This is a genomic window from Pseudoxanthomonas sp. LARHCG66 (genome assembly GCF_052871755.1).
The window spans coordinates 1,115,511-1,138,917 of record NZ_JBIXJW010000001.1; the positions used below are offsets into that span (position 1 = coordinate 1,115,511).

20 protein-coding genes are annotated in these 23,407 nt (G+C 62.7%); 12 read left to right on the forward strand and 8 right to left on the reverse strand.

From position 1 onward, the window contains the following. Position 1 precedes the first annotated feature (1 nt). On the forward strand, positions 2 to 928 hold the full coding sequence (locus ACIPRS_RS05330; protein WP_192200220.1) for an MlaD family protein: 927 nt from the start codon (positions 2 to 4) through the stop codon (positions 926 to 928). Further along, positions 925 to 1,554: an ABC-type transport auxiliary lipoprotein family protein gene (locus ACIPRS_RS05335; RefSeq protein WP_446537767.1), complete on the forward strand. Its 630-nt coding sequence runs from the start codon at positions 925 to 927 to the stop codon at positions 1,552 to 1,554. Before ACIPRS_RS05330 ends, ACIPRS_RS05335 begins: the two co-directional genes overlap by 4 nt. Before the next feature lie 24 nt (positions 1,555 to 1,578). Here ACIPRS_RS05335 and ACIPRS_RS05340 read toward each other — a convergent pair whose 3' ends face one another. Further along, the gene (locus ACIPRS_RS05340; protein ID WP_446537768.1) at positions 1,579 to 2,202 is read right to left on the reverse strand and encodes an alpha-ketoglutarate-dependent dioxygenase AlkB family protein; all 624 of its coding nucleotides are present in this window, start codon (positions 2,200 to 2,202) and stop codon (positions 1,579 to 1,581) included. 83 nt (positions 2,203 to 2,285) lie between these two features. Between ACIPRS_RS05340 and ACIPRS_RS05345 the strand changes: the two genes are divergently transcribed. Both ACIPRS_RS05345 and ACIPRS_RS05350 read left to right on the forward strand, forming a co-directional pair. Next, positions 2,286 to 3,896, forward strand: a complete 1,611-nt coding sequence (locus ACIPRS_RS05345; protein WP_446537769.1) for a 4Fe-4S dicluster domain-containing protein — start codon at positions 2,286 to 2,288, stop codon at positions 3,894 to 3,896. A 7-nt stretch (positions 3,897 to 3,903) separates the two neighbouring features. Further along, on the forward strand, positions 3,904 to 5,982 hold the full coding sequence (locus tag ACIPRS_RS05350; protein ID WP_446537770.1) for a glycoside hydrolase family 99-like domain-containing protein: 2,079 nt from the start codon (positions 3,904 to 3,906) through the stop codon (positions 5,980 to 5,982). 163 nt (positions 5,983 to 6,145) lie between these two features. Here ACIPRS_RS05350 and ACIPRS_RS05355 read toward each other — a convergent pair whose 3' ends face one another. The 3 genes from ACIPRS_RS05355 to ACIPRS_RS05365 all read right to left on the reverse strand — a co-directional run bounded on the left by ACIPRS_RS05355 (position 6,146) and on the right by ACIPRS_RS05365 (position 10,058). Continuing rightward, positions 6,146 to 8,512 (reverse strand): FG-GAP-like repeat-containing protein, encoded by a 2,367-nt coding sequence (locus ACIPRS_RS05355; RefSeq protein WP_446537771.1) that lies wholly within the window; start codon positions 8,510 to 8,512, stop codon positions 6,146 to 6,148. Between the two features lie 179 nt (positions 8,513 to 8,691). Then, positions 8,692 to 9,327 carry a CoA transferase subunit B gene (locus ACIPRS_RS05360; RefSeq protein ID WP_446537772.1) on the reverse strand — a complete coding sequence of 212 codons (636 nt, stop codon included), beginning with the start codon at positions 9,325 to 9,327 and terminating at the stop codon, positions 8,692 to 8,694. Further along, complete coding sequence (locus tag ACIPRS_RS05365; RefSeq protein ID WP_446537773.1) at positions 9,327 to 10,058, reverse strand: CoA transferase subunit A; 732 nt, start codon at positions 10,056 to 10,058, stop codon at positions 9,327 to 9,329. Before ACIPRS_RS05365 ends, ACIPRS_RS05360 begins: the two co-directional genes overlap by 1 nt. A gap of 112 nt (positions 10,059 to 10,170) precedes the next feature. Here ACIPRS_RS05365 and ACIPRS_RS05370 point away from each other — a divergent pair, with 112 nt between their 5' ends. From ACIPRS_RS05370 to rffA, 8 genes are all read left to right on the forward strand, one after another. Further along, a complete protein-coding gene (locus ACIPRS_RS05370) occupies positions 10,171 to 11,103 on the forward strand; it encodes an ATP-grasp domain-containing protein (protein ID WP_446537774.1) in 933 nt (310 codons plus the stop codon). Between the two features lie 76 nt (positions 11,104 to 11,179). Next, positions 11,180 to 11,926 carry an electron transfer flavoprotein subunit beta/FixA family protein gene (locus ACIPRS_RS05375; protein ID WP_337730609.1) on the forward strand — a complete coding sequence of 249 codons (747 nt, stop codon included), beginning with the start codon at positions 11,180 to 11,182 and terminating at the stop codon, positions 11,924 to 11,926. Further along, the gene (locus ACIPRS_RS05380; protein ID WP_446537775.1) at positions 11,926 to 12,867 is read left to right on the forward strand and encodes an electron transfer flavoprotein subunit alpha/FixB family protein; all 942 of its coding nucleotides are present in this window, start codon (positions 11,926 to 11,928) and stop codon (positions 12,865 to 12,867) included. Before ACIPRS_RS05375 ends, ACIPRS_RS05380 begins: the two co-directional genes overlap by 1 nt. Before the next feature lie 98 nt (positions 12,868 to 12,965). Then, entirely contained in the window at positions 12,966 to 13,916 is a 951-nt protein-coding gene (locus tag ACIPRS_RS05385; protein WP_446537776.1) for a glycosyltransferase family 2 protein, read from the forward strand. Further along, positions 13,913 to 14,488 (forward strand): PglD-related sugar-binding protein, encoded by a 576-nt coding sequence (locus ACIPRS_RS05390; RefSeq protein ID WP_446537777.1) that lies wholly within the window; start codon positions 13,913 to 13,915, stop codon positions 14,486 to 14,488. Before ACIPRS_RS05385 ends, ACIPRS_RS05390 begins: the two co-directional genes overlap by 4 nt. After that, positions 14,485 to 15,210: a WbqC family protein gene (locus tag ACIPRS_RS05395; protein WP_446537778.1), complete on the forward strand. Its 726-nt coding sequence runs from the start codon at positions 14,485 to 14,487 to the stop codon at positions 15,208 to 15,210. Before ACIPRS_RS05390 ends, ACIPRS_RS05395 begins: the two co-directional genes overlap by 4 nt. Before the next feature lie 45 nt (positions 15,211 to 15,255). Next, a complete protein-coding gene (locus tag ACIPRS_RS05400; protein WP_446537779.1) occupies positions 15,256 to 15,621 on the forward strand; it encodes an EamA family transporter in 366 nt (121 codons plus the stop codon). Between the two features lie 26 nt (positions 15,622 to 15,647). Beyond that, positions 15,648 to 16,778 carry a dTDP-4-amino-4,6-dideoxygalactose transaminase gene (gene rffA, locus ACIPRS_RS05405; RefSeq protein WP_446537780.1) on the forward strand — a complete coding sequence of 377 codons (1,131 nt, stop codon included), beginning with the start codon at positions 15,648 to 15,650 and terminating at the stop codon, positions 16,776 to 16,778. Between the two features lie 60 nt (positions 16,779 to 16,838). Here the strand turns inward: rffA and ACIPRS_RS05410 are convergent, their stop codons facing one another. The 4 genes from ACIPRS_RS05410 to ACIPRS_RS05425 form a co-directional block, all read right to left on the reverse strand. Continuing rightward, positions 16,839 to 18,881 carry a hypothetical protein gene (locus ACIPRS_RS05410; protein WP_446537781.1) on the reverse strand — a complete coding sequence of 681 codons (2,043 nt, stop codon included), beginning with the start codon at positions 18,879 to 18,881 and terminating at the stop codon, positions 16,839 to 16,841. Positions 18,882 to 18,951: 70 nt separating this feature from the next. Continuing rightward, the gene (locus tag ACIPRS_RS05415; RefSeq protein ID WP_446537782.1) at positions 18,952 to 19,515 is read right to left on the reverse strand and encodes a hypothetical protein; all 564 of its coding nucleotides are present in this window, start codon (positions 19,513 to 19,515) and stop codon (positions 18,952 to 18,954) included. A 43-nt stretch (positions 19,516 to 19,558) separates the two neighbouring features. Then, positions 19,559 to 20,638, reverse strand: a complete 1,080-nt coding sequence (locus ACIPRS_RS05420; protein ID WP_446537783.1) for a glycosyltransferase — start codon at positions 20,636 to 20,638, stop codon at positions 19,559 to 19,561. Further along, complete coding sequence (locus ACIPRS_RS05425) at positions 20,635 to 23,391, reverse strand: glycosyltransferase (protein ID WP_446537784.1); 2,757 nt, start codon at positions 23,389 to 23,391, stop codon at positions 20,635 to 20,637. Before ACIPRS_RS05425 ends, ACIPRS_RS05420 begins: the two co-directional genes overlap by 4 nt. Between the last annotated feature and the right edge of the window lie 16 nt (positions 23,392 to 23,407).

The following is a 23,407-nucleotide window of genomic DNA, read 5'->3' on the forward strand; positions in this document are numbered from 1 at the left end:
CATGGAAACACGCGCCAACTACGTCCTCATCGGGGCCTTCACCCTCATCATCGCCAGCGCACTGCTGCTGTTCGGCCTGTGGGCGGCGAAGTACTCCTCCGAACGGACCTGGCAGGAGTACCAGGTGGTCTTCCGCGAGGCGGTGACCGGCCTGACCGTGGGCAGCCCGGTGCAGTACAACGGCATCGCGGTGGGCTCGATCACCAAGCTCTCGCTGGCGCCCAACGACCCGCGCCAGGTGATCGCGCGCATCCGGGTGGAGTCCTACACACCGGTCAAGACCGACACTCGCGCGAAACTGGCCATCACCAGCCTCACCGGCCCCACCATCATCCAGCTCAGCGGCGGCACGCCGCAGGCCCCCTCGCTGACCAGCGTCGACACGCGCGAGGCACCGGTGATCCAGACCGCGCCATCGGCGCTGCAGAACATCACCGACACCGCCAACCGCATCGTCGAACGCCTCGACCAGGCGCTCAGCGACAAGAATGTCGCCAGCATCACGGCCACGCTGGAGAACCTGGAGTCGATGAGCAATTCGCTGGCCAGCCGCGAAGATGGCCTGGAGTCGCTGATCGTCAGCGCCCGCGATGCCGCCCAGAACCTGGACAAGACCCTCACCACCACCAACGGCACCATCGAGCGCCTGGACAAGAACCTGGTGCGCGAATTGCCGGGGATCCTCGACAAGCTGGAAAGAACGCTCGCGAAACTGGATTCCGCCGCCGGCAACGCCGATGCGATCCTGGGAGAGAACCGCGCCGCGATCAACAGCTTCGCCAACGATGGCCTGGGCCAGCTCGGCCCCACGCTGACCGAACTGCGCGGCCTGGTGCGCGACCTGCGCCGCGTCAGCGACCGCCTCGAAGGCAATCCCGCACGCTACCTGCTCGGCCGCGACGCACCCAAGGAGTTCGACCCGAAATGAAGCCGCAGCGATTCCTCCTCGCCCTGCCCTTTGCGCTCGCGCTGGCTGGCTGCTCCATCCTGGGCAGCGAACAGCGGGACCCCGTGACCATCTACGCGCCCGATGTCCGCGTGCCCGCGCGGGCGGACTGGCCCAACGTTGCGTGGTCGCTCGTCATCGCCAAGCCCACGGCTGCACGCGTGATCGACAGCCCGCGCATCAGCGTGCGGCCGATGCCCGGCGAACTGCAGGTCTATCGCGGCGTGTCATGGGCGCTGCCGGCGACCGACATGTTGCAGGATGCGGTGCAGCGCACGCTGGAGGATTCGGGCCGGATTCCCGCCGTCGCCAGTGCCGACGCCGGCATCCTGGGCGACTACCGGCTGGTCATGGACCTGCGCCGTTTCGAGGCCGATTACGCGGGTGGCGCGCAGCCGGAGGCCGTCGTCGAAGTGAACGCCAAGCTGGTCAACAACCGCGACCAGCGTGTCGTCGCGTCGCGCACCTTCCTGCAGCAGCGTCCTGCGGGCGGGATCGACGTCGCCCAGGTGGCAACAGCCTTCGAGCAGGCGTTGGAAGCGGCGACCGCCGACATCGTCGGCTGGGTGCTCGTGTCCGGCAACGGCGATCCCAAGGCTGCCCGCTGATCCACGCAGCGCGCAGAGCCGGCATCAGCGGCGACGCGCGGGTCCGATCCAGCGGAACGTCAGGTTGATGCGCGGCGCCACCTCGCGCGCCGTGCGCGGGAGTGCATGCCGGTACAGATGCTGGGTATCGCCCGCCATCACCAGCAGGCTCCCGTGCGGCAGTTCGAACGTGCGGTGCAATGTCGCATCCTGGCGATGCTTCAACGCAAAGCGGCGCACGCCGCCCAGGCTGACCGATGCGATGGCCGGCTGCGATCCAAGCTCCAGCTCGTCGTCGCTGTGCCACCCCATCGCATCGCGCCCGGTGCGGTACAGATTCGCCAGCACGCTGTTGAAGGGCACATCGAGCTCTCTCTCGAGACGCTCCCGCAGCGCCGACAATGCCTCCGTCCAGGGATGCGGCGCGAAGTCGGTCCCCGAGTACCGGTAGGTCGCGGCCGGGTCGCCGATCCACGCGCTGAGCCGTGGGGAGTCGACCGTACGTCCGAACATCCGGAGGCGGTGCACGCTCCAGGGCAAGGTGTCGCGCAACTCGTCGAAGAGCCGGTCAGCCCGCTCGCGCTCTAGCCAGTCAGGCAGGAGTGTCAGCGACGCGCCAGGCAGGGCCACATCGATTCCATTCGCAGGCAGCGGCAGCGGTATGGTCATGGGGAGGATGCTGGCGGATTTGCCCCGCCCGGTGCAAACCCCGAAAATACCGGCAGCCTAATGCCACGCTGGAGCTGAACCCGATGTCCGATGTCGAACGCGATGTGATGGAGTACGACGTCGTGACGGTCGGCGCGGGCCCTGCGGGTCTCGCGTTCGCCATCCGGCTGAAGCAGCTCAACCCGGATGTCTCGGTCTGCGTGATCGAGAAGGCCAGCACGATCGGCGCGCAGATCCTGTCGGGCGCCGTGATCGAACCGGCGCCGCTGGACGCGCTGCTCCCGGGCTGGCGCGACAATCCGCCGCCGGTCTGCGTGCCGGCCACGGACGATGAGTTCTGGTACTTCAGCAAGGACGGTGGCCGCAAGTTCCCGATCGTGCCGCCCGGGATGCGCAACCACGGCAACTTCATCGTATCGCTCGGCGCCATGTGCGCCTGGCTGGCGCCGCAGGCCGAAGCGCTGGGCGTCGAGATCTATCCGGGCTTCGCTGCCGCCGAAACGTTGCATGACGACGACGGCAAGGTCGTCGGCGTGCGCATCGGCGACATGGGCATCGCAAAGGACGGCACGCAAAAATCCGGTTACACGCAGGGCATCGACATCCGCGCCAAGGTCACCGTGCTGGCCGAAGGCGCGCGCGGCCACCTGACCAAGCGACTGGTGAAGCGCTTCACGCTGGACAAGGAAAGCGACCCGCAGGCGTACTCGATCGGCATCAAGGAACTGTGGCAGGTGCCCGAAGGCCGCGTCACCCCGGGCAAGATCGTGCACACGCTCGGCTGGCCGGCCAGCAACGACATCTACGGGGGCAGCTTCCTCTACCACCTGGAAAACAACCAGATCGCGCTTGGCTACGTCAGCGGCCTGGACTACAAGGACCCCGAGTACAAACCATGGGAGGCCTTCCAGCAGTGGAAGAACCACCCGCTGATCAAGCCGATCCTTGAAGGCGGCAGCATTCTTTCCGCCGGCGCGCGCGCCATCGTCACTGGCGGCTGGCAGTCGCTGCCGAAGGTGGAGATGCCCGGCGCCCTGCTGATCGGCGACACCGCCGGCCTGCTCAACGTGCCCAAGATCAAGGGCACGCACCAGGCGATCCGCAGCGGCATGCTGGCAGCCGAGCACCTGGTGTCGTCGCAGCTGGCGCCCGAGGGTTTCGACGCGAAACTGCGCGCATCCGATGCAGTGACCGAATTGAAGTCCGTCCGCAACATCAAGCCCGGCTTCAAGAAAGGCCTGTGGTTCGGCATGGCCAACGCCGCGTGGGAAACCGCCGTCGGTGGTCGTTCGCCGTGGACACTGAAAGTCACGCCTGACTGGTCCTCGCTCGAGAAGATCGGCGAGTACGAAGAACCCAGCCGCGACTACGTGGACCGTACGCTCGCCCCGCGCGACCGCCTGCAGGGCGTCTACTACGCCGCCACCGAACACGACGAGGACCAGCCCGTGCACCTGCGCGTGCACGACACCTCTGTCTGCGTCACCCGCTGCGCCGCCGAATACGACAACCCCTGCACACGCTTCTGCCCGGCAGGCGTGTACGAGATCGTCGACGACGGCACCGGCAAGCGCCTGCAGATCAACGCTGCCAACTGCGTGCACTGCAAGACCTGCGACATCAAGGACCCCTACCAGATCATCGACTGGGTGACGCCGGAAGGCGGCGCGGGGCCGAATTACCAGAATCTCTAGGAAGCCTGTGACGAATTCCCTGTCACGCCGCGTTCGTACCGGCCTGTTCTACGCGCTGCGAACCGCATTCCGGCTGACGCCGATGCCGCAGGGCACCCGCGACAAGCTGCGCGAGCGCTTCCTGGACACGAAGGGCCATTGGGTGCCAGAGGGTCCCAAAGGCAAGGCACCGACCGGCGACCTGCCGCGCAGACCGTACGTCCGCTCCGATGAGCGCGCGATCGGCTACGTACCCTATGAAAAAGGCGAATTGCCAGACCCGCTGCCTGCCATGCTCGTCGCGTTCTACCTGCCGCAGTTCCACACCATTCCCGAGAACGACGAGTGGTGGGGCAAGGGCTTCACCGAGTGGCGCAACGTCACCCGCGCCCTGCCCCAATTCGAAGGCCACTATCAACCCAAACTTCCGGGCGACCTCGGCTTCTACGATCTGCGCAACGTCGAGGTCATGCACGAACAGGCACGCCTTGCCCGCGAGTACGGCATCAGCGCATTCTGCTTCTACTTCTACTGGTTCGGCGGCAAGACCCTGCTGGAAACGCCGCTTCGCAACTGGCTGAACGACAAGACCATCGACCTGAAGTTCTGCCTGTGCTGGGCCAACGAGAAGTGGACCCGCACGTGGGATGGGCGTGGCGACGAGATCCTGATCGATCAGCAACATTCGCCCGAGGACGACATCGCGTTCATTGAACATGTCGCGGAGTACATGCGCGACCCGCGGTATCTTCGGGTGGAGGGGAGGCCAGTGCTCGTGGTGTACCGACCTGGCCTGCTGCCGGATGTCTGCAGCACGGCCAGACGATGGCGCGAATGGTGCGGCTCCCACGGCATAGGCGACCTGCAGATCGTCTATGTAGAGAGTTTCGAATCACCCCCACCGGCGCAGTACGGCCTAGACGCCTCCATTGCCTTCCCTCCGAACCGGTATCCGGCACAGGACATCACGACGCAGCAGCTGCTCTTGAATCCCGCATTCCAAGGTGAGGTGCTGGATTGGCGTACCTTGTCCCGGGTCACCGCGCCCGAGCAAGGCAACCGGTACCCAGGAGTGACGCCGAGTTGGGACAACGAAGCGCGGCGGCCCGGCCGCGGGCGAACGCTGTTTCATGCTTCGCCGCGCGGGTATCGCGACTGGCTCGTCGATAGCATCCGCGATGGCGAGACGCTTGCCGAACAGCTCGTCTTCATCAATGCGTGGAACGAGTGGGCCGAAGGGGCCATGCTGGAGCCTGATACCAGGCTAGGCTATGCCAATCTGCAAGCCACGCGGGACGCGCTGGCTATTGTTGCCGGCAGCAACGAACGTACGCACGCGGAGAAGTGCGCGCGCGCGCATGCCATCGTCCACGCATGGCATGTCGACGTGCTGACGGAGATACTGGAGGCGCTGGATAGTAGCGGCCTGGACTGGCATCTGACTGTCACCACGACGCACGACCGCGTGATGGAAGTTCGCGATTCCCTGGAAAGATCCGCTTTTTCCTTCAACCTGATCGTTGTCGAGAACCGCGGGCGCGACATGCTTCCCTTTCTCATCGCCTCCGAGCATCTGCTGGGGAACGGGGTCGATGTTGTCCTGAAACTCCACACGAAGAAATCCTTGCATCGGCGGGACGGCGATGCATGGCGCCAAGACCTGCTCATGAAACTGATAACGGGTGACCGTGGACGAGAAGCCATGATCGTGATGGAAAACGATCCGCAGGTAGGTCTTGTCGCGCCCGCCGACCATGTCCTCGGCCTGGATTATTACTGGGGCGCGAACGAACGCTCCGTCCACTCGCTAGCTCGGCGCGTCGGGCTCCCTCCCGTAGACCATCATGCGCAGACGTTCGTCTCCGGAAGCATGTTCTGGGTTCGGCTCGCCGCGATTCGTCCACTGCTGGACGCACACTTTCTGCCAAGCGAGTTCGAGTCCGAACAAGGACAGGTAGACGGAACGCTCGCGCACGCCTTTGAGCGGATCATCCAGCATTGCGTGACGAGCACTGGCTTCCATACGTCCGTCTTGGCGGAGAGCGGCGCCGCTGGGAGCATTCCATCGACCGGCGATAATACATATCCCTACGCCAGCCGCGGCTAATCTCTCGCCAGACCGCTGCTGCTTGCCGTACGGGTTGCCGCACGGATCGAGCCCTGAGCCGACAGGACCCTCGATCGATACAAACAAAAAAACCCGCACGTATTCCGTTTCCGGATACACGTGCGGGCGTCTCGTCTGCAATCGCTCAGTAGAACGCTTTCGCCTACAGCTTGGGCGACCACACCGTGGCAACTGGCTCCATCAACGTACTGTTTGGGGATCGACCTGCCCACCATATGATCGTCGCGCCGGACGTTGGGTTGTGCCAGAACAGATCGGCCTTGCCGTCGCCGTTGTAGTCGCCCGACGTCGCCACCTGCCAGCTGGTCTGGACGGTCACTTCCGAGAACGATCCCGCGTAGGCACCCGACGGCCACACCGCCGTCTGGCCCGTCGCTGCATGCACCCAGAACACATCAGTGGTGCCGTTACCGTCGTAATCTCCGGTCGCCGCAACGCGCCATCCTTGGTCAGGAATGGTTACCTGCACCCACGAATTCGCGATCGCTCCCGACGGCCAGATCAGATTCTCGCCCGTGATGGAGTTCCTCCAGAACAGGTCGTCGCGGCCGTCGTTGTTGAAGTCGCCGACGCCAGCGACGCGCCAATTGACAGCCACCGCGGTTCCATTTGCTGTGGCCGCCGGGTCTGCAGACCACCAGGTGATGTTCTGCCCGGTAGTGGAGTGGCGCCAGAAAAGATCGGACCTGCCGTCGCCGTTAAAGTCGCCGATACCGACGATCTTCCAATTGACATCGGGAATAGCTTGCACGACCCGGGAGGAGTTGCCCGAGCCCGCCGACCAGATGATGTTCTGGCCGTTGGTGGCGTGCCTCCAGAAAATATCCCACTTGCCGTCGCCGTCGAAGTCACCCGAACCAACGATCTGCCAGTTCTGGTCCGAAACGGTTTCCGAATAGTAGCTGTCAGCGCGATTGCCCGCCTTCCACACAACGTTTTGCCCATTGGCAGAACTGCGCCAGAACACGTCCGATCGCCCATCGCCATCGAGGTCGCGCTGCGCGGCACCCACAAATGGGACCACTGTCGCACGGAAGCGGGCCACTACCGGAATCGTCTGGTTAAGACTCCGAGCGTTGTCCTCACTGTTGGCAACACCGCATGCCAGATTGCCGGCGGCGCCACAGGTGCTCTTTAGCGGCGTGGAGAAGATACGATGCGCGATCTGGCCGGTATCGCCATATGCCATCACCGTGTAAAAATTGCCAGCGGCGGCCGATGTTTTGTAGCCGAATGAATAAGGATAACGACCGTACTGAAGAACCGTGGTGCCATTGGGCCCCGGGGCTGTGGAGTTGGCACGATCATGTGCCGAACCCATCAGATGCGCGGCTTCGTGCACCAACGTCTCGTCGGCGCAGTAGTACGTCTTGCCATCGGTGCCGGTGTCGTAACCATCGCTGATCACGGCATAGCCCCAAGCCGCGTCCGCCGACGTGATGTCCCTCTGGTCTGCACCGTTCAACCACGCGATGCCGCAACCTTCGTTTTCCGGCGTGTTGAACTTGCGCACCAGAATCGCGATGTCGGCACCGTATTGGTCACGCGCCGTCCGCAGGGGTGCCAAACTGGCCGGTATGGTGACGGGTGAGTTGCCCGTGCTACCGGTCAATTCCCGCAGCGCTGTCTGATTGGTGTTGGTATCGGTGTAGTTGACCTGCAAGGCGTTCACGATTCGCAGGTAGCCGTTGACGTCGCTGTTGGCGAAGGCCTGGTTGCCTACTTGGACCAGGAACACCAGACGCGTAGCGGCACCGGAAGCTCCGCCGTTGGCCGTCGCAAATTCAGGGGTGTAGCCGACCGCGACGTCGATCGTATTGGCTGCCGTAGGCGGCGCTGCCTGCGCCACTGCGGTGGCGCTCTGGCTGACCTGCGCCGACTGGCCGACGGCCGCCGCCATGGACGAGCGCAGCGAAGCTGCCTCAGGCACCATGATGTCGACATGACCCTTGGTTGCGGACACAACCTTCGACGGATCGGTCTGCACCGCGAACACCTTGCCATTGCGGGTCTGCAGGCTCAGGGCCGGCTTGCCGCTGGCTTGCGGAATCGAGCCGAACACGGCCTTCTCACCGAATGTGATGATGGCTTCCTGCATCGGATCGCCGCCAACCACCCGGCCGATCCACGTCCAGTTGCCGTCGACCTCTTCAACGTGGCGCTCGTAGCGCAGCTTGACCTGGCTGCCATCCGGCGAGGGCACGGTCATTTCGCCGGTGGCGATGCCCTTGAAGGCGTGGGCTTCGCTGATGGCCGTCGGGTACCAGGTGTAGGCACCTTCCTGCTTGGTTGGCGCCGCTTTATTGGGGTAGGACAGCAGCGAACCGCGGTCAGGCGCGTTGGCGATGGACGCCCCGATCGCACGAGCCAGGGGGAGCGACGTCGGCAGGCTGCCGGTCGCCTTGCTTGCGGCAACACCACGCATCCCTGCCACGCCCGATTCGGGGCCTTCCCCACTGCACCCGGCCAAAACCAACATCAAGGCGCAAGCGCCGACCCGGAGTTTCATACGTACGCCTCTGAAAAAAAACGGATAGAGCCCCTGAGCTAACACTATAGCCCAGCCGTCGGGCCACAAATAGCCAACAGGTTCGCCTCTCCGCGTTATCGGCCAGAAAGCGTACAGCTGGAAGTCAGACGTGCACCATCGCGCATTGCAACCGGACCTGCATCACGGCATGGCGTGCTTCAGTGGCCGGACCGGAAAGGCACGCCGGTTTTCGCGGCGAGCTCCGCTTCGGTTACGCCATCGGCCATCTCCATCAGCGCCAGTCCGTCGGGGGTGACATCGAAAACGGCCAGGTCCGTGATGATCCTGTCAACAACCCCCACCCCCGTCAGTGGCAGGTCGCACTGGGGCAGGATCTTGTGGCTCCCGTCCTTGGCCACGTGCTCCATCAGCACCACGATGCGCTTGACGCCGGCCACCAGGTCCATGGCGCCGCCCATGCCCTTGACCATCTTGCCCGGGACCATCCAGTTGGCCAGGTCGCCCTTGTCGGTGACCTGCATGGCGCCCAGCACGGCCAGATCGATGTGGCCGCCGCGGATCATGGCGAAGGAATCGTGGCTGCCGAAGTAGCTGGCACCGGCGCGGGCCGTGACGGTCTGCTTGCCGGCGTTGATCAGGTCGGCGTCGACCTCGTCCTCGGTCGGGAACGGACCGATGCCCAGCAGGCCGTTCTCGGACTGCAGCCACACGTCCATGCCGGCCGGAATATGGTTCGCGACCAGGGTCGGCAGGCCGATGCCCAGGTTCACGTAGGCGCCGTCGGTCAGTTCGCGGGCGGCGCGCTGCGCCATTTCATCGCGGGTCCAGGGCATCACTTGTCTCCTTGGCAGACGGTGCGCTGCTCGATGCGCTTCTCGGGGGACGGGTTGTGGACGATGCGGTCCACGTAGATGCCGGGCAGGTGAACGTGGTCGGGATCGATGGTGCCGATTTCCACCACTTCCTCGACCTCCGCGATGCACACCTTGCCGGCCATGGCGCAAGCCGGGTTGAAGTTGCGCGCTGTCTTGCGGAAGACCAGGTTGCCGGCCTTGTCGGCCTTCCATGCCTTGACCAGCGATACGTCGGCGGCCAGCGCGGTTTCCATCACGTACCAATGCTCGCCGAACTGGCGGGTTTCCTTGCCTTCGGCAACAACCGTGCCGTAACCGGTGCGGGTGAAGAACGCCGGGATCCCTGCGCCGCCTGCGCGCAGGCGCTCGGCCAGCGTGCCCTGCGGGTTGAATTCCAGTTCCAGTTCGCCCGAAAGGAATTGGCGCTCGAACTCCTTGTTTTCGCCCACGTAGGACGAAATCATCTTCTTGATCTGCCGGGTTTCCAGCAGCAGGCCCAGGCCGAAGCCGTCCACGCCCGCGTTGTTGGAGATCGCCGTCAACCCCTTCGCGCCGCTGTCCCGCAGCGCGCCGATCAGCGCCTCGGGGATGCCGCACAGGCCGAAGCCGCCGACCGCCAGCGTCTGGCCATCGGCCACCACGCCCTGCAGTGCGGCCGCGGCACTGGGATATAGCTTCTGCTTGCCTCCGGAGGCCGGGTTACCCGCCATGGCGTGATCCATTCGTTGAGGAAGCCTGCATTCTACCCACGCCCCCAAGGGCCACACAGGTACTTTCGGTCAATGGGAATCCGGCACCGGACGTGCGCGTACACTTGCCCGCATGAAGACCCTAGCGCTTGTCACCGCTGTCGCCGCGACCGGCCACGATGATGATCTCGTCCCGCTGCTCGAAGCCTGCGCCGATGCAGGTTTCCACCCGCGCGCCGTGGCCTGGGACGACCCTACCGTGAACTGGGCGCGCTTCGACGCGGTCCTGCTGCGTTCGCCTTGGGACTATACCGAGCGACTGCCCGGGTTCCTGGCCTGGTGCGAGCACGTGGACCGGGTCACGCACCTGATGAATCCGTTGAATGTCGTGCGCTGGAACACCGACAAGCATTACCTCGCGGACCTGGCGACCGTCGGCATCCCGACCGTCCCCACCCACTTCGTCGAACCCGATGCCGAACCCATGGAAGCGCTCTCAGCCTTCCTGGAGGCATTCGACTGCGCGGAGTTCGTCGTCAAACCGGCCGTCAGTGCTGGCGCCCGGGATACCCATCGCTACGCGCGCGACCAGCAGTTCGCGGCCGGCAACCATGTCGCGCGCCTGCTCGACCAGGAGCGGAGCGTGATGTTGCAGCCCTACATCGCCTCGGTGGATGAGCAGGGTGAAATCGCGCTGCTCTACTTCGGCGGGCGTTTCAGTCACGCGGCCCGCAAGGGCGCCCAGTTGGCAGCCGGCGAAGGCGCGCGCCAGGCGCCGATGGCGCTGGGCGACATCCTGCCGGGCAAGGCCACCCAGGCAGAGGAAGCGCTGGCCGAACGGGTGCTCGCCGCCACGGCGCGCCTGCGTCAACTGGACACACCGCTGTCTTATGCACGCATCGACCTGCTAATCGACGCCGAAGGCCAGCCCCGCCTGCTTGAGCTGGAACTGACCGAACCCTCGCTGTTCTTCGCCCAGGCGCCCGGCAGCGCGGCACGTTTTGCCGGTGTTCTGGCGGAACAGCTGGCGGACGGCACCGTACGGGCTCGCATGGCCCCCGCCTGACGGCTAAAATCCCAAGTCTGCCCTCGGCCAGCCGCCGCGGCCGGGCCTCACCGTCGCATACAGGAATTCCCGCAGGATGAAGATTCTCGTCGCCTACAAGCGCGTGGTGGACTACAACGTCCGCATCCAGGTCAAGCCGGACGGCTCCGGCGTGGTCACTGACGGCGTCAAGCTGTCCCCCAATCCCTTCGACGAGATCGCGCTGGAAGAGGCCCTGCGCCTGCGCGACAAGGGCATCGCCACCGAGGTCGTGGTCGCCACCATCGCCCCCGCCGACGCCCAGGCCCACCTGCGCAACGGTCTGGCCATGGGCGCCAACCGCGCCGTCCACGTGGTCACCGACCAGGCCATCCAGCCGCTGACCGCCGCCCGCACGCTGCTGAAGCTGGTCGAGAAGGAATCGCCGGACCTGGTCATCCTCGGCAAGCAGGCCATCGACGACGACGCCAACCAGACCGGCCAGATGCTGGCCACGCTGTGGGGTCGCCCACAGGCGACCTTCGCCGGCAAGCTCGACATCGCCGACGGCAAGGCCACGGTGGTGCGTGAAGTCGACGCAGGCCTGGAGACGCTGGACGTCGACCTGCCGGCAGTGGTCACCACTGACCTGCGCCTCAACGAGCCGCGCTTCATCAAGTTGCCCGACATCATGAAGGCGAAGAGCAAGCCGCTGGAAACGCTGCAGCTGGCCGACCTCGGCGTCGAATCCGCCGACACCCACAAGACCACGCACTACGCCCCGCCGGCCAAGCGCAGCAAGGGTGTCATGGTGAAGGACGCGGCCGAGCTGGTCGCCGCACTCAAGCAGAAGGGGTTGCTGTAATGGCCAAGGTTCTCGTCATCGCCGAACACCTGGACGGCAAGCTCAACGCCTCCACCGCCAAGACCGTCAGCGCCGCCGCCGCCGTGAAGGCCGATGCCATCGACGTGGTCGTGTTGGCCGCCGACCCCACGGCCGTCGCCGCCGAAGCCGCGCAGATCGCCGGCGTCGCCAAGGTGCTGGCCGTCGCCAACGCCGCCAACGCGAATGCCATCGCACAGGTACTGGCCCCGCAGATCGCGAAGCTCGCCGCAGGCTACACGCACGTGTTCGCCCCATCGACCACGTTCGGCAAGGACCTGCTGCCCTGCGTCGCCGCCCTCCTCGGCGTCAACCAGGTCTCCGACCTGATGGCCGTGGAAGGCCCGCACACCTTCAAGCGCCCGATCTACGCTGGCAATGCGATCATCACCGTCGAGACCCCGGCCGACCAGACCGTCGTCGCCACCGTGCGTACGGCCTCGTGGCCGGAAGCCGCCAAGGGTGGAAGCGCAACGGTCGAAGCCGCCAGGGCGGATGCGGTCCTGCCGACGCATACGCGTTATGTCGGCCTCGCCGCCGGCAAGTCCGACCGCCCCGACCTGCAGAGCGCCAAGCGCGTCGTCTCCGGTGGTCGCGGCGTGGGCTCGGCCGAGAACTTCAAGGTGATCTACGCCCTGGCCGACAAGCTGGGCGCCGCCGTCGGCGCCTCGCGTGCCGCGGTCGATGCCGGCTACGTGCCGAACGAACTGCAGGTCGGCCAGACCGGCAAGATCATCGCCCCCGAGCTGTACGTGGCTGTCGGCATCTCCGGCGCCATCCAGCACCTGACCGGCATCAAGGACGCAGGCACCATCGTGGCGATCAACAAGGACGGCGAAGCGCCGATCTTCGAGATCGCGGATATCGGGCTGGTGGGGGATCTATTTGCGCTACTGCCGGAACTGGAGTCAGCGCTGAACTGATGGCCTGAGCCGTCGCAAACCTACTCTTGCAGCGCCCAGTGACCCCATACCGCGCCATTTAGCTTCCGACCTCTAGACGACAACGACTCCGCCACACCATGACCATACCCGCTGGCCCCTCAATTCCACCCCATTACTCCGTGGTGGTTCCGGTTTATAGGGGCTCGAAATCCATAGGCGAACTGCGTCGACGCCTCTCTGTGGCGCTGGAGCCGCTGGGCAAATCCTACGAGATCATTTTTGTCGACGACCGTGGCAGCCCGGCAAACTGGGCAGCCATAGACCGTCTGTGTGCCGAAAATCCATCGAAGGTCCGTGGCATCCGGCTGAGTCGGAACTTCGGACAGCATGCCGCCACCCTGTGCGGCATCGCTCATGCGCGCGGTGAGTGGATCGTCACCATCGATGAAGATCTCGAACAGCCCCCCGAGTCGGTTCCTGCGCTGCTGCAGAAGGCCGAGGAAGGGCACCAGGTGGTGTATGGCGTGAACGAAACGCGCAGCCATGCCTGGTGGCGAAACCTCACCTCGGAGGTGGGCCGCAGCCTGTTCAAGTTCGCGATACCCAGCTTGAACCGGGAATACACCTCGTTCCGCGTCATTCATCGCACCGTGGCGAACGGCCTTGAGCGATTCCAGTCGCCGTTCACTTTCATCGACGGCTACATCTCCTGGATCACGCACAACTATGCGACGGTAGTCGTACCGCACGACGCTGGATTTCACGGGAAAAGCAGTTACAGCGTGAGGATGCTGGTCGCTCACATGATCAACATCTTCGTGACGTTCTCCGATCTTCCACTGCGCATTGCGACGTGGCTAGGCCTCAGCGCTTCGCTCGGTGGAGCGGCATGGGGCGTTTCCATCCTGATTGCAAAACTGACGGGGGCGCTGAGCGTGAGCGGCTACGCGTCGATCATGGCCGGCATGACATTCCTGGGCGGCCTCCAGTTGCTGATCCTCGGTATCTTCGGCGAGTACCTGGCGCGCATCAATTTCAAAACTGCGTCCATGCCATTGTTCCTGGTTGAAGAGGAGGTCGGCGATTGAAGCCTTTGGTGATCATCGGAGCATCGTCTTTCGGTCGCCTGGTCAAAGTGCTCGCCGAAGAATCTGGCCGCACGGTGATGGGGCTCGTCGATGATTCCAATATTGGGGAAGACATCGTGGGGCGAACCGATGATCTGGGCTCGCGCATATCGTCCGAGGACGCCGATCTCGCCATGGCGATCGGTTATCGCCACATGGATGCCCGGATGGCGATGTTCCATCACCTGCGTTCGCTGGGATTCCAATTTCCGCCAATCGTGCATCCCCGCGCACGCATCAGTCCTCGCGCCTCGCTCGGTGCCGGCAGCCTTGTGATGGCCAACGTGGATGTGGATGCCTTTGCAGGCATCGGCGACCTCTGCGTACTGTGGCCGCAGGCCACTATCAGTCACGACAACGCCATCGGCGAAGGCACTTTCATCAGCCCGGCTGCTACACTTTGCGGTTTCGTATCCGTTGGGGCATTGAGCTTCATCGGCGCCAACTGCACCATTGTTGACGGCTCCACGCTTCCCCCCCGGTCCTTCGTCAAGGCTGGGAGCCGCCATCACAACAGAGCCTTCAGCGCATGAGCAGCCAGAAGCGGGTTGCCGTACTGCAATCCAGCTACATCCCCTGGAAGGGATACTTCGACATCATCCACGACGTTGACACCTTCATTTTCTACGACGACGTCCAGTTCACCTATCAGGACTGGCGTTCGCGTAACCGTGTGATCGCGAACGGAGCGCCCGTGTGGCTGACCGTGCCGACAGGCGGCAATATCAAACGCCTGATCAATGAGGTGCAGTTGTCTGACGCCGGCTGGCAGCGGAAGCACTGGTCGACGATCCGTCACGCTTATACCAAAACCCGCCATTTCCGCGAGTATTCGCCCCTCATCGAGGAGCTGTATACAGGCACCGCGTGGAAGTCCCTTTCAGAGATGAATCAGGTCTTCACTCGGCGCATTGCGCAGGAAGTGCTGGGAATACGGACCGAGTTCCGCGACTCTCTGGAGTTCGATGCCACGGGTAGCAAACTGGATCGCTTAATCGATCTGCTGGTGAAGTCGGGCGCCACCCATTACCTGTCCGGCCCGGCAGCCCGTTCGTATATCGACCCGCAAAGGTTCGAGGACGCTGGCATCCAACTGGAATACAAGGACTATTCGGGATACCCCGAGTACAAGCAGCTTTCCGATGGGTTCGAGCATGCGGTGAGTATCCTGGACTTGATATTCAACGCTGGCCGGGACGCGTCACATTACATCTGGGGATGGCGTGATCCGGATAAGCTCACGCCAGGCGCCTGACACCCTGCGCGCGTCGCGCGCCCGACTTATTGAGCGAGCGGCTCTATGGCTTATGTCTTCATCACCCTAACCATCCTTCTGACCGTGTACGGTCAGCTGGTACTCAAGTGGCAGGTGGGCCTGCATTCGCATCTTCTCAATGGCCCGCTGTCGGCTACCAACATCGCGACGCTACTGCTGAAGCCTTGGGTCATTTCCGGATTTGCAGCGGCATTCGGCGCATCCATTTGCTGGATGGCGGCGATCAACCGGCTACCGCTCAGTCGCGCCTATCCCTTCATGTCGATGAACTTCGTCATCGTCGTCCTTCTGGCCGCATGGCTGTTTCAGGAGCGCCTGGATGCCTACAAGCTTCTCGGCACGCTGATTATCGTGGCCGGCGTCGTCGTCCTCTCGCGATCCACGGGCTGAAAAGCCTCTACAAGGAGTTCCACGCAATGATTCCCTTCAACAAGCCCTACATGACAGGCCGCGAGCTCGCGCATATTGCTCAAGCACACGCCAATGGGCATCTGTCGGGTGACGGAAGCTTCACCAAGCGCTGTCATGCATGGCTGGAGGAGCGAACCCTGGCCGGCCGCGCGCTGCTTGCGCACAGTTGTACGGCAGCGCTCGAGATGGCGGCTTTGCTGCTGGATCTGCAACCCGGTGATGAAGTCATTCTTCCTTCCTATACCTTCGTGTCCACCGCAAGCGCGTTTGCATTGCGCGGCGCAGTACCCGTCTTCGTCGATATCCGCGAGGATACGTTGAACATCGACGAACGCCTGATCGAAGCGGCCATAGGCCCGCGCACGAAGGCGATCTGCGTCGTCCACTACGCGGGTGTCGCCTGCGAGATGGACGCGATCATGGAAATCGCAGATCGCTACGGGCTGAAGGTGGTCGAGGACGCTGCCCAGGCGATCATGTCCACCTACAAGGGACGGCCGCTTGGAACCATCGGCGACTACGGCGCTCTCAGCTTCCACGAGACAAAGAACATCATCTCTGGCGAAGGCGGCGCATTGTTGTGCCGCGACCGTGAGGCCGGCGAGCGCGCCGAGATCATTCGTGAGAAAGGCACCAACCGCAGCCGGTTCTTCCGCGGTCAGGTGGACAAGTACACGTGGGTGGACATCGGGTCGTCGTTCCTCCCAGGAGAAATTACCGCAGCGTTCCTGACAGCACAGATCGAAGACGCCGACGGCATCACGTCACGGCGACTCGCCATTTGGGACCGCTATCACGCATGGGCCGCGGCACATGAGGGCGCTGGGCGGCTGCGTCGCCCTATTGTCCCGTCAGACCGTACGCACAACGCGCACATGTACTACTTGTTGCTACCCTCTCTGGAGCACAGGACGCATTTCATCCAAGCGATGAAGGAGCAGGGCGTGCAAACCGTTTTCCATTACATTCCGCTGCATTCTTCCCCCGCCGGCATCGCCCACTGCCGAACAGCGTCGGATATGAGCGTCACCGATTCGATCAGCGATCGCTTGGTGCGGATGCCGCTCTGGGTCGGTGTCGAGGACCATCTTGATCAGGTGATGGCTGCCGCAGACGCAGCACTCAATCGGACCTGAGCTTTGCGGCGTGCGGTGACCGGCTGGGCTCGCCGCCGCCCACCAACGTCCAGCCGGCCGTCAACGACTGGCCAGAATCGGGATTGCGAAGAAGAGGAACGAGAACAGCGAAGCCAGATAGCTGGTCGCCAGTCCGGCGGACATCAAGCGTGAGCGCAGCAGGATCGGGTGCGCCAAGGCCAGCACAGCAAGCAACACCGCGATAGGCATCAGGTAGCGCCCCTGTGGCTGGAAGTCGTAGGCCCAGCTATGGACGATCGAGCTGAGCACCACGAGAGCCGCGATACAACACACTCCGAAAGTATCGCGGCGGAATGTCCCGTCCCGGATGCCATGCCTGAACGCGCCTGCCAAGCACAGCAGAAGGCCGATGCTGACCAGCAAGTAAAGCCATTCCGGAGCGAACGCATTCATGTACCCGTACACGCCCATCGAGCTGCGCCAGCTCTGGTAGAGCCAGTCGTATGGATGGCCGAACAGTTGACCGATCGTCACGCCTTTCGCAGCGAGGTTACGCCCCGGGTAGCTGGCTGCAGGATTATTGGCAAGAGTAGACGGTTTGAACCTGACCTCCCCGTACTTTTCGGCTGCGGCCAGCACCTTCGCTGTCTTCTCGGCGGAGCCGCCGTTGACGTCGCGGTCCAGCATTACGCGTGGGAAAGCCAGCATTGCAGCAAGCGAGAAGAGGGCCGCCACCCGATAGAACTTGGGACGTAACTCTTTGCTCCCCAAGACGCGCCAGACGCCCGCGAGCATGGCGGCCAACAACATCGCACTTCCCACCGGCACGAAGGACCCGCCGATGGATGGGAACATGTACTGCATTTGCGCGCCACCGATCAGACTGAAGCTCAACAGGCCAGCCCCGACGGCCGCCAATCCCACGCACCAGGCAGGTAACGTCAAATGACGAACACTCAGGAACAGACCCATGAACATCACGATCAGCAGATAGTTCCGTTTGGATATCAGCAGCAGGCCAAGTACGAGGACGAACGCCAGCAACGGCAAGATTCTGGTTGCCTTGCCTTCCACGTAATCAGAAACGGCTGACGAGGCCGGCGCGTAAAGGAATGCCAGCATCAAAGAAAGGAACAATGGGAAGGCATCCGCATTGAAATAGGAAAACAGATACCAAAGCTGCGAGGTCACCAGCAGCACTGCAGCACCCGTCCACGTATCCCTGCCCCGCCACGCGACCACAAGAAGAATGGCCAGCAGAAGCACATTGAACAAACGCAGCGAAACGGTATCGTCGAGTCCGAAGCCCGACCAGAGATTGGATACCTTCGCGGCGATCAGATAACCGATGTCCAGTTCGTTGAGGTAACTGGTGCCATAGATTGTATAGGTATCTGCAATAGCAGGGTCGTCGACGGCCGGCGGCTTCCAGTGGCTGAAGTAATAGTGCGCCGCCGCGACATGGTTGTGCTCGTCCGGATGGATCGAGCGCGCGGTGGTCGAGACCAGCGCAAGCGCCGCGACCAGGACTACACCAGCCAATAGCAGAGCGGTCACCGGGATGCCGGAGGGACGTCGCGCCAGATGGAACACGGCTAGCGCGAAGATCAGGAATCCAAGCACATACTTGGTCCAGATCGTCAGCATGGGCGCTTCCGTACTAGCCTCGGAAATGCTGTCGGCGTCCAGTATCAGCTGCGCATCCGTGCTGCCGGGAGCCATGGAGATCTGCATCCCTCCATTCGATCTCGTCAATCCGGCGATTTCGTTCACCGGCTGCAACCCACCTGCACTGATCGCCTCGTAGCCGCCAGAGCGGGGTACCGTGATCGCCAGTTCCCGTACGAGAATGGTCTCGACGCCTGGAGCAGGGTCCAGGCGCAGTGCTTGGACCTTGCCGGATGGCAACGGCACCGTTAACGCGGAGCTGCCGGACTTGAAGTGGACGTGTTTGGACTCCGCCTCATTGAAGCCCGAACCCGTGTCAAAAAAAGCCTGCAGACTTCCAGAATCCGGCGAACTCAGACCGATGCGCAGGAATCGTTCGGAACTCTCGTTGCGCTGCCCGGCAAGGAAGAGGATTGCCACACACATGGCGACAAGCGCATACGCTGCGTGGCGAAAGTTGAACGATCTTGGCATCACAGGCTTGCTATCCGTATTCAGTAAAGCCTGCAGCACGCTGCAGGCTTGAGAGACGATACGCGCTAGATCAGTCCGTAACCGTCAGCAATACGTTCAGCGGGCAACGACGCGCTGCCTCACCGGTCACGACCACGGACAAGTCGTAGACGCCGGCGGGGACATCCCGCAACGACAGCGGTGACTCGAAACCCGCCTTCGAGAGCGCAGGATTCTTCATCGCGGCGGCGACGTCGGCGCGCTCTATACCGGTGGCCAGCGGCGCGGTGTAGCCAGCGACATCGCTGTGAATGACGAGCTGCGGCTGCGCCGGCACCACACCTGCCTGATCGACTGCCCATCCCCCGATCACGACGGACTCGCCGCGCTTGAGCTGAAGCTTGCCTTCCACGACCGCGCTGCCATTCACGGCATCAAGCGAGCAGTTGCCACCTACCGTCATCGACAGTGCGTTCTCCGCGAACGGAACAGCCAGGCCCTGGACCGGCGCTGGCGTCGGCTCTGGTGCCTCCACCGGAGCCGCCGGCGCTGCCGCGACCGTATCGGTACCAGCCTGCTTGTTGCCCGGATTACATGCGGACAATACTGAAATCAAGACTGCGCCCGCAAGGAGATTAGCCGACAGCTTCTTCATAGATTCACCTGGTTGAATTGGGTTGGAATGCTTGTTTCTTTGCCTATTGATGCAACTGCCCGTCATCGATCAAGCCGCTCCGGGTGTTGTATTGCTTCAAGAGCCGGTCGCGACGCAGCGCTACGGCATCTTCGAATCTTTCTGCGCCGACCAACACCCGTGAGCCCTCTCTTACGGAGGCCAGTGCTTCGGGGTGGTTCATGAGGGAATTGATCCTGTCTGCCCACGCCAACGGCGAGTTTTCGACGCGAAGTACGCTCTTGCCTTCCACCAAGGCAGTATCCCGATACGCTTCCACGTCAGATGCAATCGCAGGCAACCCCAAGGCCGCGTAGTCGAGCACTTTTATCGAGCTCTTGCAATCGTTGAAACGTCCGGCCATCAGCGGCGCCAAGCCCAGATCGAACCCACTGAGCCCAGAGAACCAGTGCACGAACGCAGGATATGAAGCACCCACGTGCAACGGTGGCTCCAACAACTTCAGCCATCGAATCGATGCATCATCCTGAGCACGCACACCGATCATCGTCAGCTCGAAACTGCCCGGAAGACGCTCATCGAGCAGATCCAACCCTTCGGCGAGCATCCTGAAGTCCTCGTCGTGCGTGCGAGTGCCCATGTAGAGCAACTGGAACGGCGCCACCGGGCTCCGCGGGGCACTCACCGGTGCCCGCCATATTCCCGGGTCCAGTGCGTTGGGCATGACGTGTACCGAGCCTCTGACGATGCCCGCGACGCGGCGAGCCAGCTCATTGGTGGATACCCAGACTTCATCTGCGGCGGCTAGTGATGCCTCGACCACCGCGACCATGCTGCGATACGCATCCGCCTCGCCATGCTCGGCGACATCAACAAGATTGTCGTCTAAATCATAGACAAGGCGCGCACCCAGCCGCGCTGCGAGCGCCGCCAATGCCTCGACCTGTTTGACCTCGGTCAGCGCGACGCGCTGCCAGACGATTACGTCCGGTCGGTAGTGCTCCAGCTCGGCTGCCAACAAATAGCGGATCTCAAGACCAACGCCGTGGGCACGGATAGCATCGAAGAACGCCGACAGGCGAATGGTCCCGCAGGGCGAAAGCACCCCACCATAGCGTTCCGGCACGACTGCGACCTTGATCATTTGCCCATCCCCGTCGCCTGCGGTGGGTGTTTGGTCCGTACCGAGGCACCCTGTTCCTGCAGTGACCTAAGATAGCCTACGACGTGCTCGGCGAGTTCTTCGCCGCTGGTGTCCCACGGGAAAAGAAAGGCGCTGTGGTAGTCACTCAGACGCTCGCGGAATGCACCGATATCGGAAGCGATGATCGGCCTTCCTGTTCTCAATGCCGCGCTGAGTGTGTAAGAGTAGGTTTCCGGCCACGGAGCCGGGAATAGGAAAGCATCAGGATCTGCTGCGGCGATCAATCCGTCCAGATCCTCTTCCCGATATGTGCCGGTGGCACTCAGGTGCTTTTGCGCTTGGCGGGGAACTTCGCCCTGCGTGTCACCAATGAGATGTAGTTTGAGCGGAAGGCTTTTTTCGCGGGCCGCGCCGGCCATCGCTAGCACCTTATCCCTTCCCTTGTGCGGGGCTAGCACACCGATGATTGCAACCTTGAACTCCCGTTGCGATGGCTTAGGTCGCGCCTGTTGGCCGACTATTTCAGGTTCGTGGTACTGCACGGCCGGATGCCTGCCCGTGTAACCCGCAATGCGCATAGCAGTGTCCTGACTCGGGGCGACCACACTCATCGCGTTTACAACGAGCCATTCATTGCGCAGGCGCCAGTTGCGTATGTCCGCGGCGCCATGACTGGGCCGCTCGGCGATGCATGCATCGCACGCAACCATTCCTTTCTCACGGCAATAGGAAGAGTCCCGCGTAGTGAGCGTTACCTGAGGGCATACCGAGTAATAATCATGCACTATGAAATCGAAACCACGTCCATGCAACGCGATTCCCTCGCGTAGATACTCGCCGAATCCGAGCACATGATGGATCTGTATCGCTTGGGCACCCATCAGTCCGAGCAGGTCGGCCAGCTCCTGGCCCGACTCGACCTCAACCTCGACGTTAAAGCCATCGAATGCCGACGGGTTATCGACATTGATACGGTCGGAGTGAAACTTCGCCGGACGGAGAATGACGACATGACCATCCCGCCCTAATGACCGGGCAACCTCTTGCACACGCCTTTCCGTACCTCCGCCGCACGCATGACTGACGAGCACATGGACGGGCCGGCCGGAACGCTTCCACCGCGCCCAAGTGATCCGAATGCGGGCCGGCAGGCCCGGATCCACTGCAACAAAAGCAGCGACCTGGCTGTTGAAATGGGGATAACGCTCCTGCAGGATCTTCTGGGCAATGACCTTGCCGGGCTTGCTGACGTCGGCGAAGCTGACTTCGCCGATATGGCGCACGAACACATCCATCGCCAACAGATTCCGCATGCCAGCCTGGTTGGCGCGCATGCAGAAATCCACTTCCTCGCCGTAGCCCTTACCAAATGCCTCTTCATCGAAGAAGCCCAAGGCATCCAACGCCTGTCGAGTGATCAGCATGCAGAACCCTACACCCGTTGGAATCTGCACCGATTCGCCTGCATTGACCTGTGCAGCCAATAGGTCAAGATCTGCTGTGTCGCAATCGGTTGGCAAGTCGTTCTCGCCGATCTGCGGGTAGCTACAGATCGTCGCATTGTTGGAAAGCGCAGTAACGGTCGCCACCCTGTCCACTTCGATACCTACATGTGCAAACAGCCGCTCCACCCAGTCATTCGCGACCTCGGCGTCGCTGTTGAGCAGGATCACCGCAGTGAAATCAGCACGGGAAAAGGTCGCCCGCATCGCACTGTTAACGGTTCCGACAAAGCCTCTATTCTCCGGATTTTCGACTAGGTCCACCTCGGGATGACGTTGCTTCACGTCACGCAAGTAGTCGGCCACCTCATGTTCCGGAGAAGCATCGTTGTACAGATGCAGGCGAACGTTGCCGTAGCTCGAGGACGCCAAGACGGACTCGATACAGGCGCGCGTCTCGTCCAGCCCTCGATAGACAGGCACCACCACATCGACGACGGGTGCTTTCTCCGCAGTCGGCAATGTCCCAATCCGAGGAGACAACGTGGAAACTTTCAGCACGCGTGAACCAGGATCGGCTCCGCGATGGCGCCCGATGGCAAGGAAATGAGACAAGGGATCGAGGTGGCTTTGCGCCACTTCCGGATATCTACCCAGATACGCCGCCGCATCGAAGGAGGGCCCTGGGCTGCGTCCCTCTGCAGCGCCATACAGGCAGAAATGCAGCGCCGGATTGATACCCGACTTGGCCACGTCCTGGTTCTTCTCGAGATACCAGTTTGGTGAGAAGTAGGGATTCGGCTGCCGGCCTTCCTGCTGTCCGTAAAGCACGAAATGCAATAGCGGGTTCTGACCGGATTCGCGGATGTCGGGATAGCTTTCCAGATACCATGTCTGGTCGAAGAGCGGATGCGCGTTTGAGTGGTCCCGCCATCGCTGCAGGAATAGCATCAGTGCCGTGCCGAAAATCCCCGGCGCCCGGTGGCTACGGCGGAAGAAGCCAGCATCGAACCATGGCGTAGGCCGAAGCCCCAGACGATCACCCATCAACCAGTAGTGCAGCAACGACTGCGCAGCCGTTCCCCGGAAACCGTAGCGATTCTGGTACCAGGCAGCGTCGAACAAGGGGTTGGCGGCGCCACCATCTATGCCATCGCGCGCGAACTGCCGCGCCACGCGATACCTGCTCCCTGAGTTCCCTGTACGCTGGCCAAACCACTCGGTTCTGAACAACGGACAGGCCGCTACCAACGCAGCCTGCACGACCATCGGCAAGACCTTGAACGGATTCGCCGTTGCCAAGCTTTTCATTGCCGGTCTGAAACGT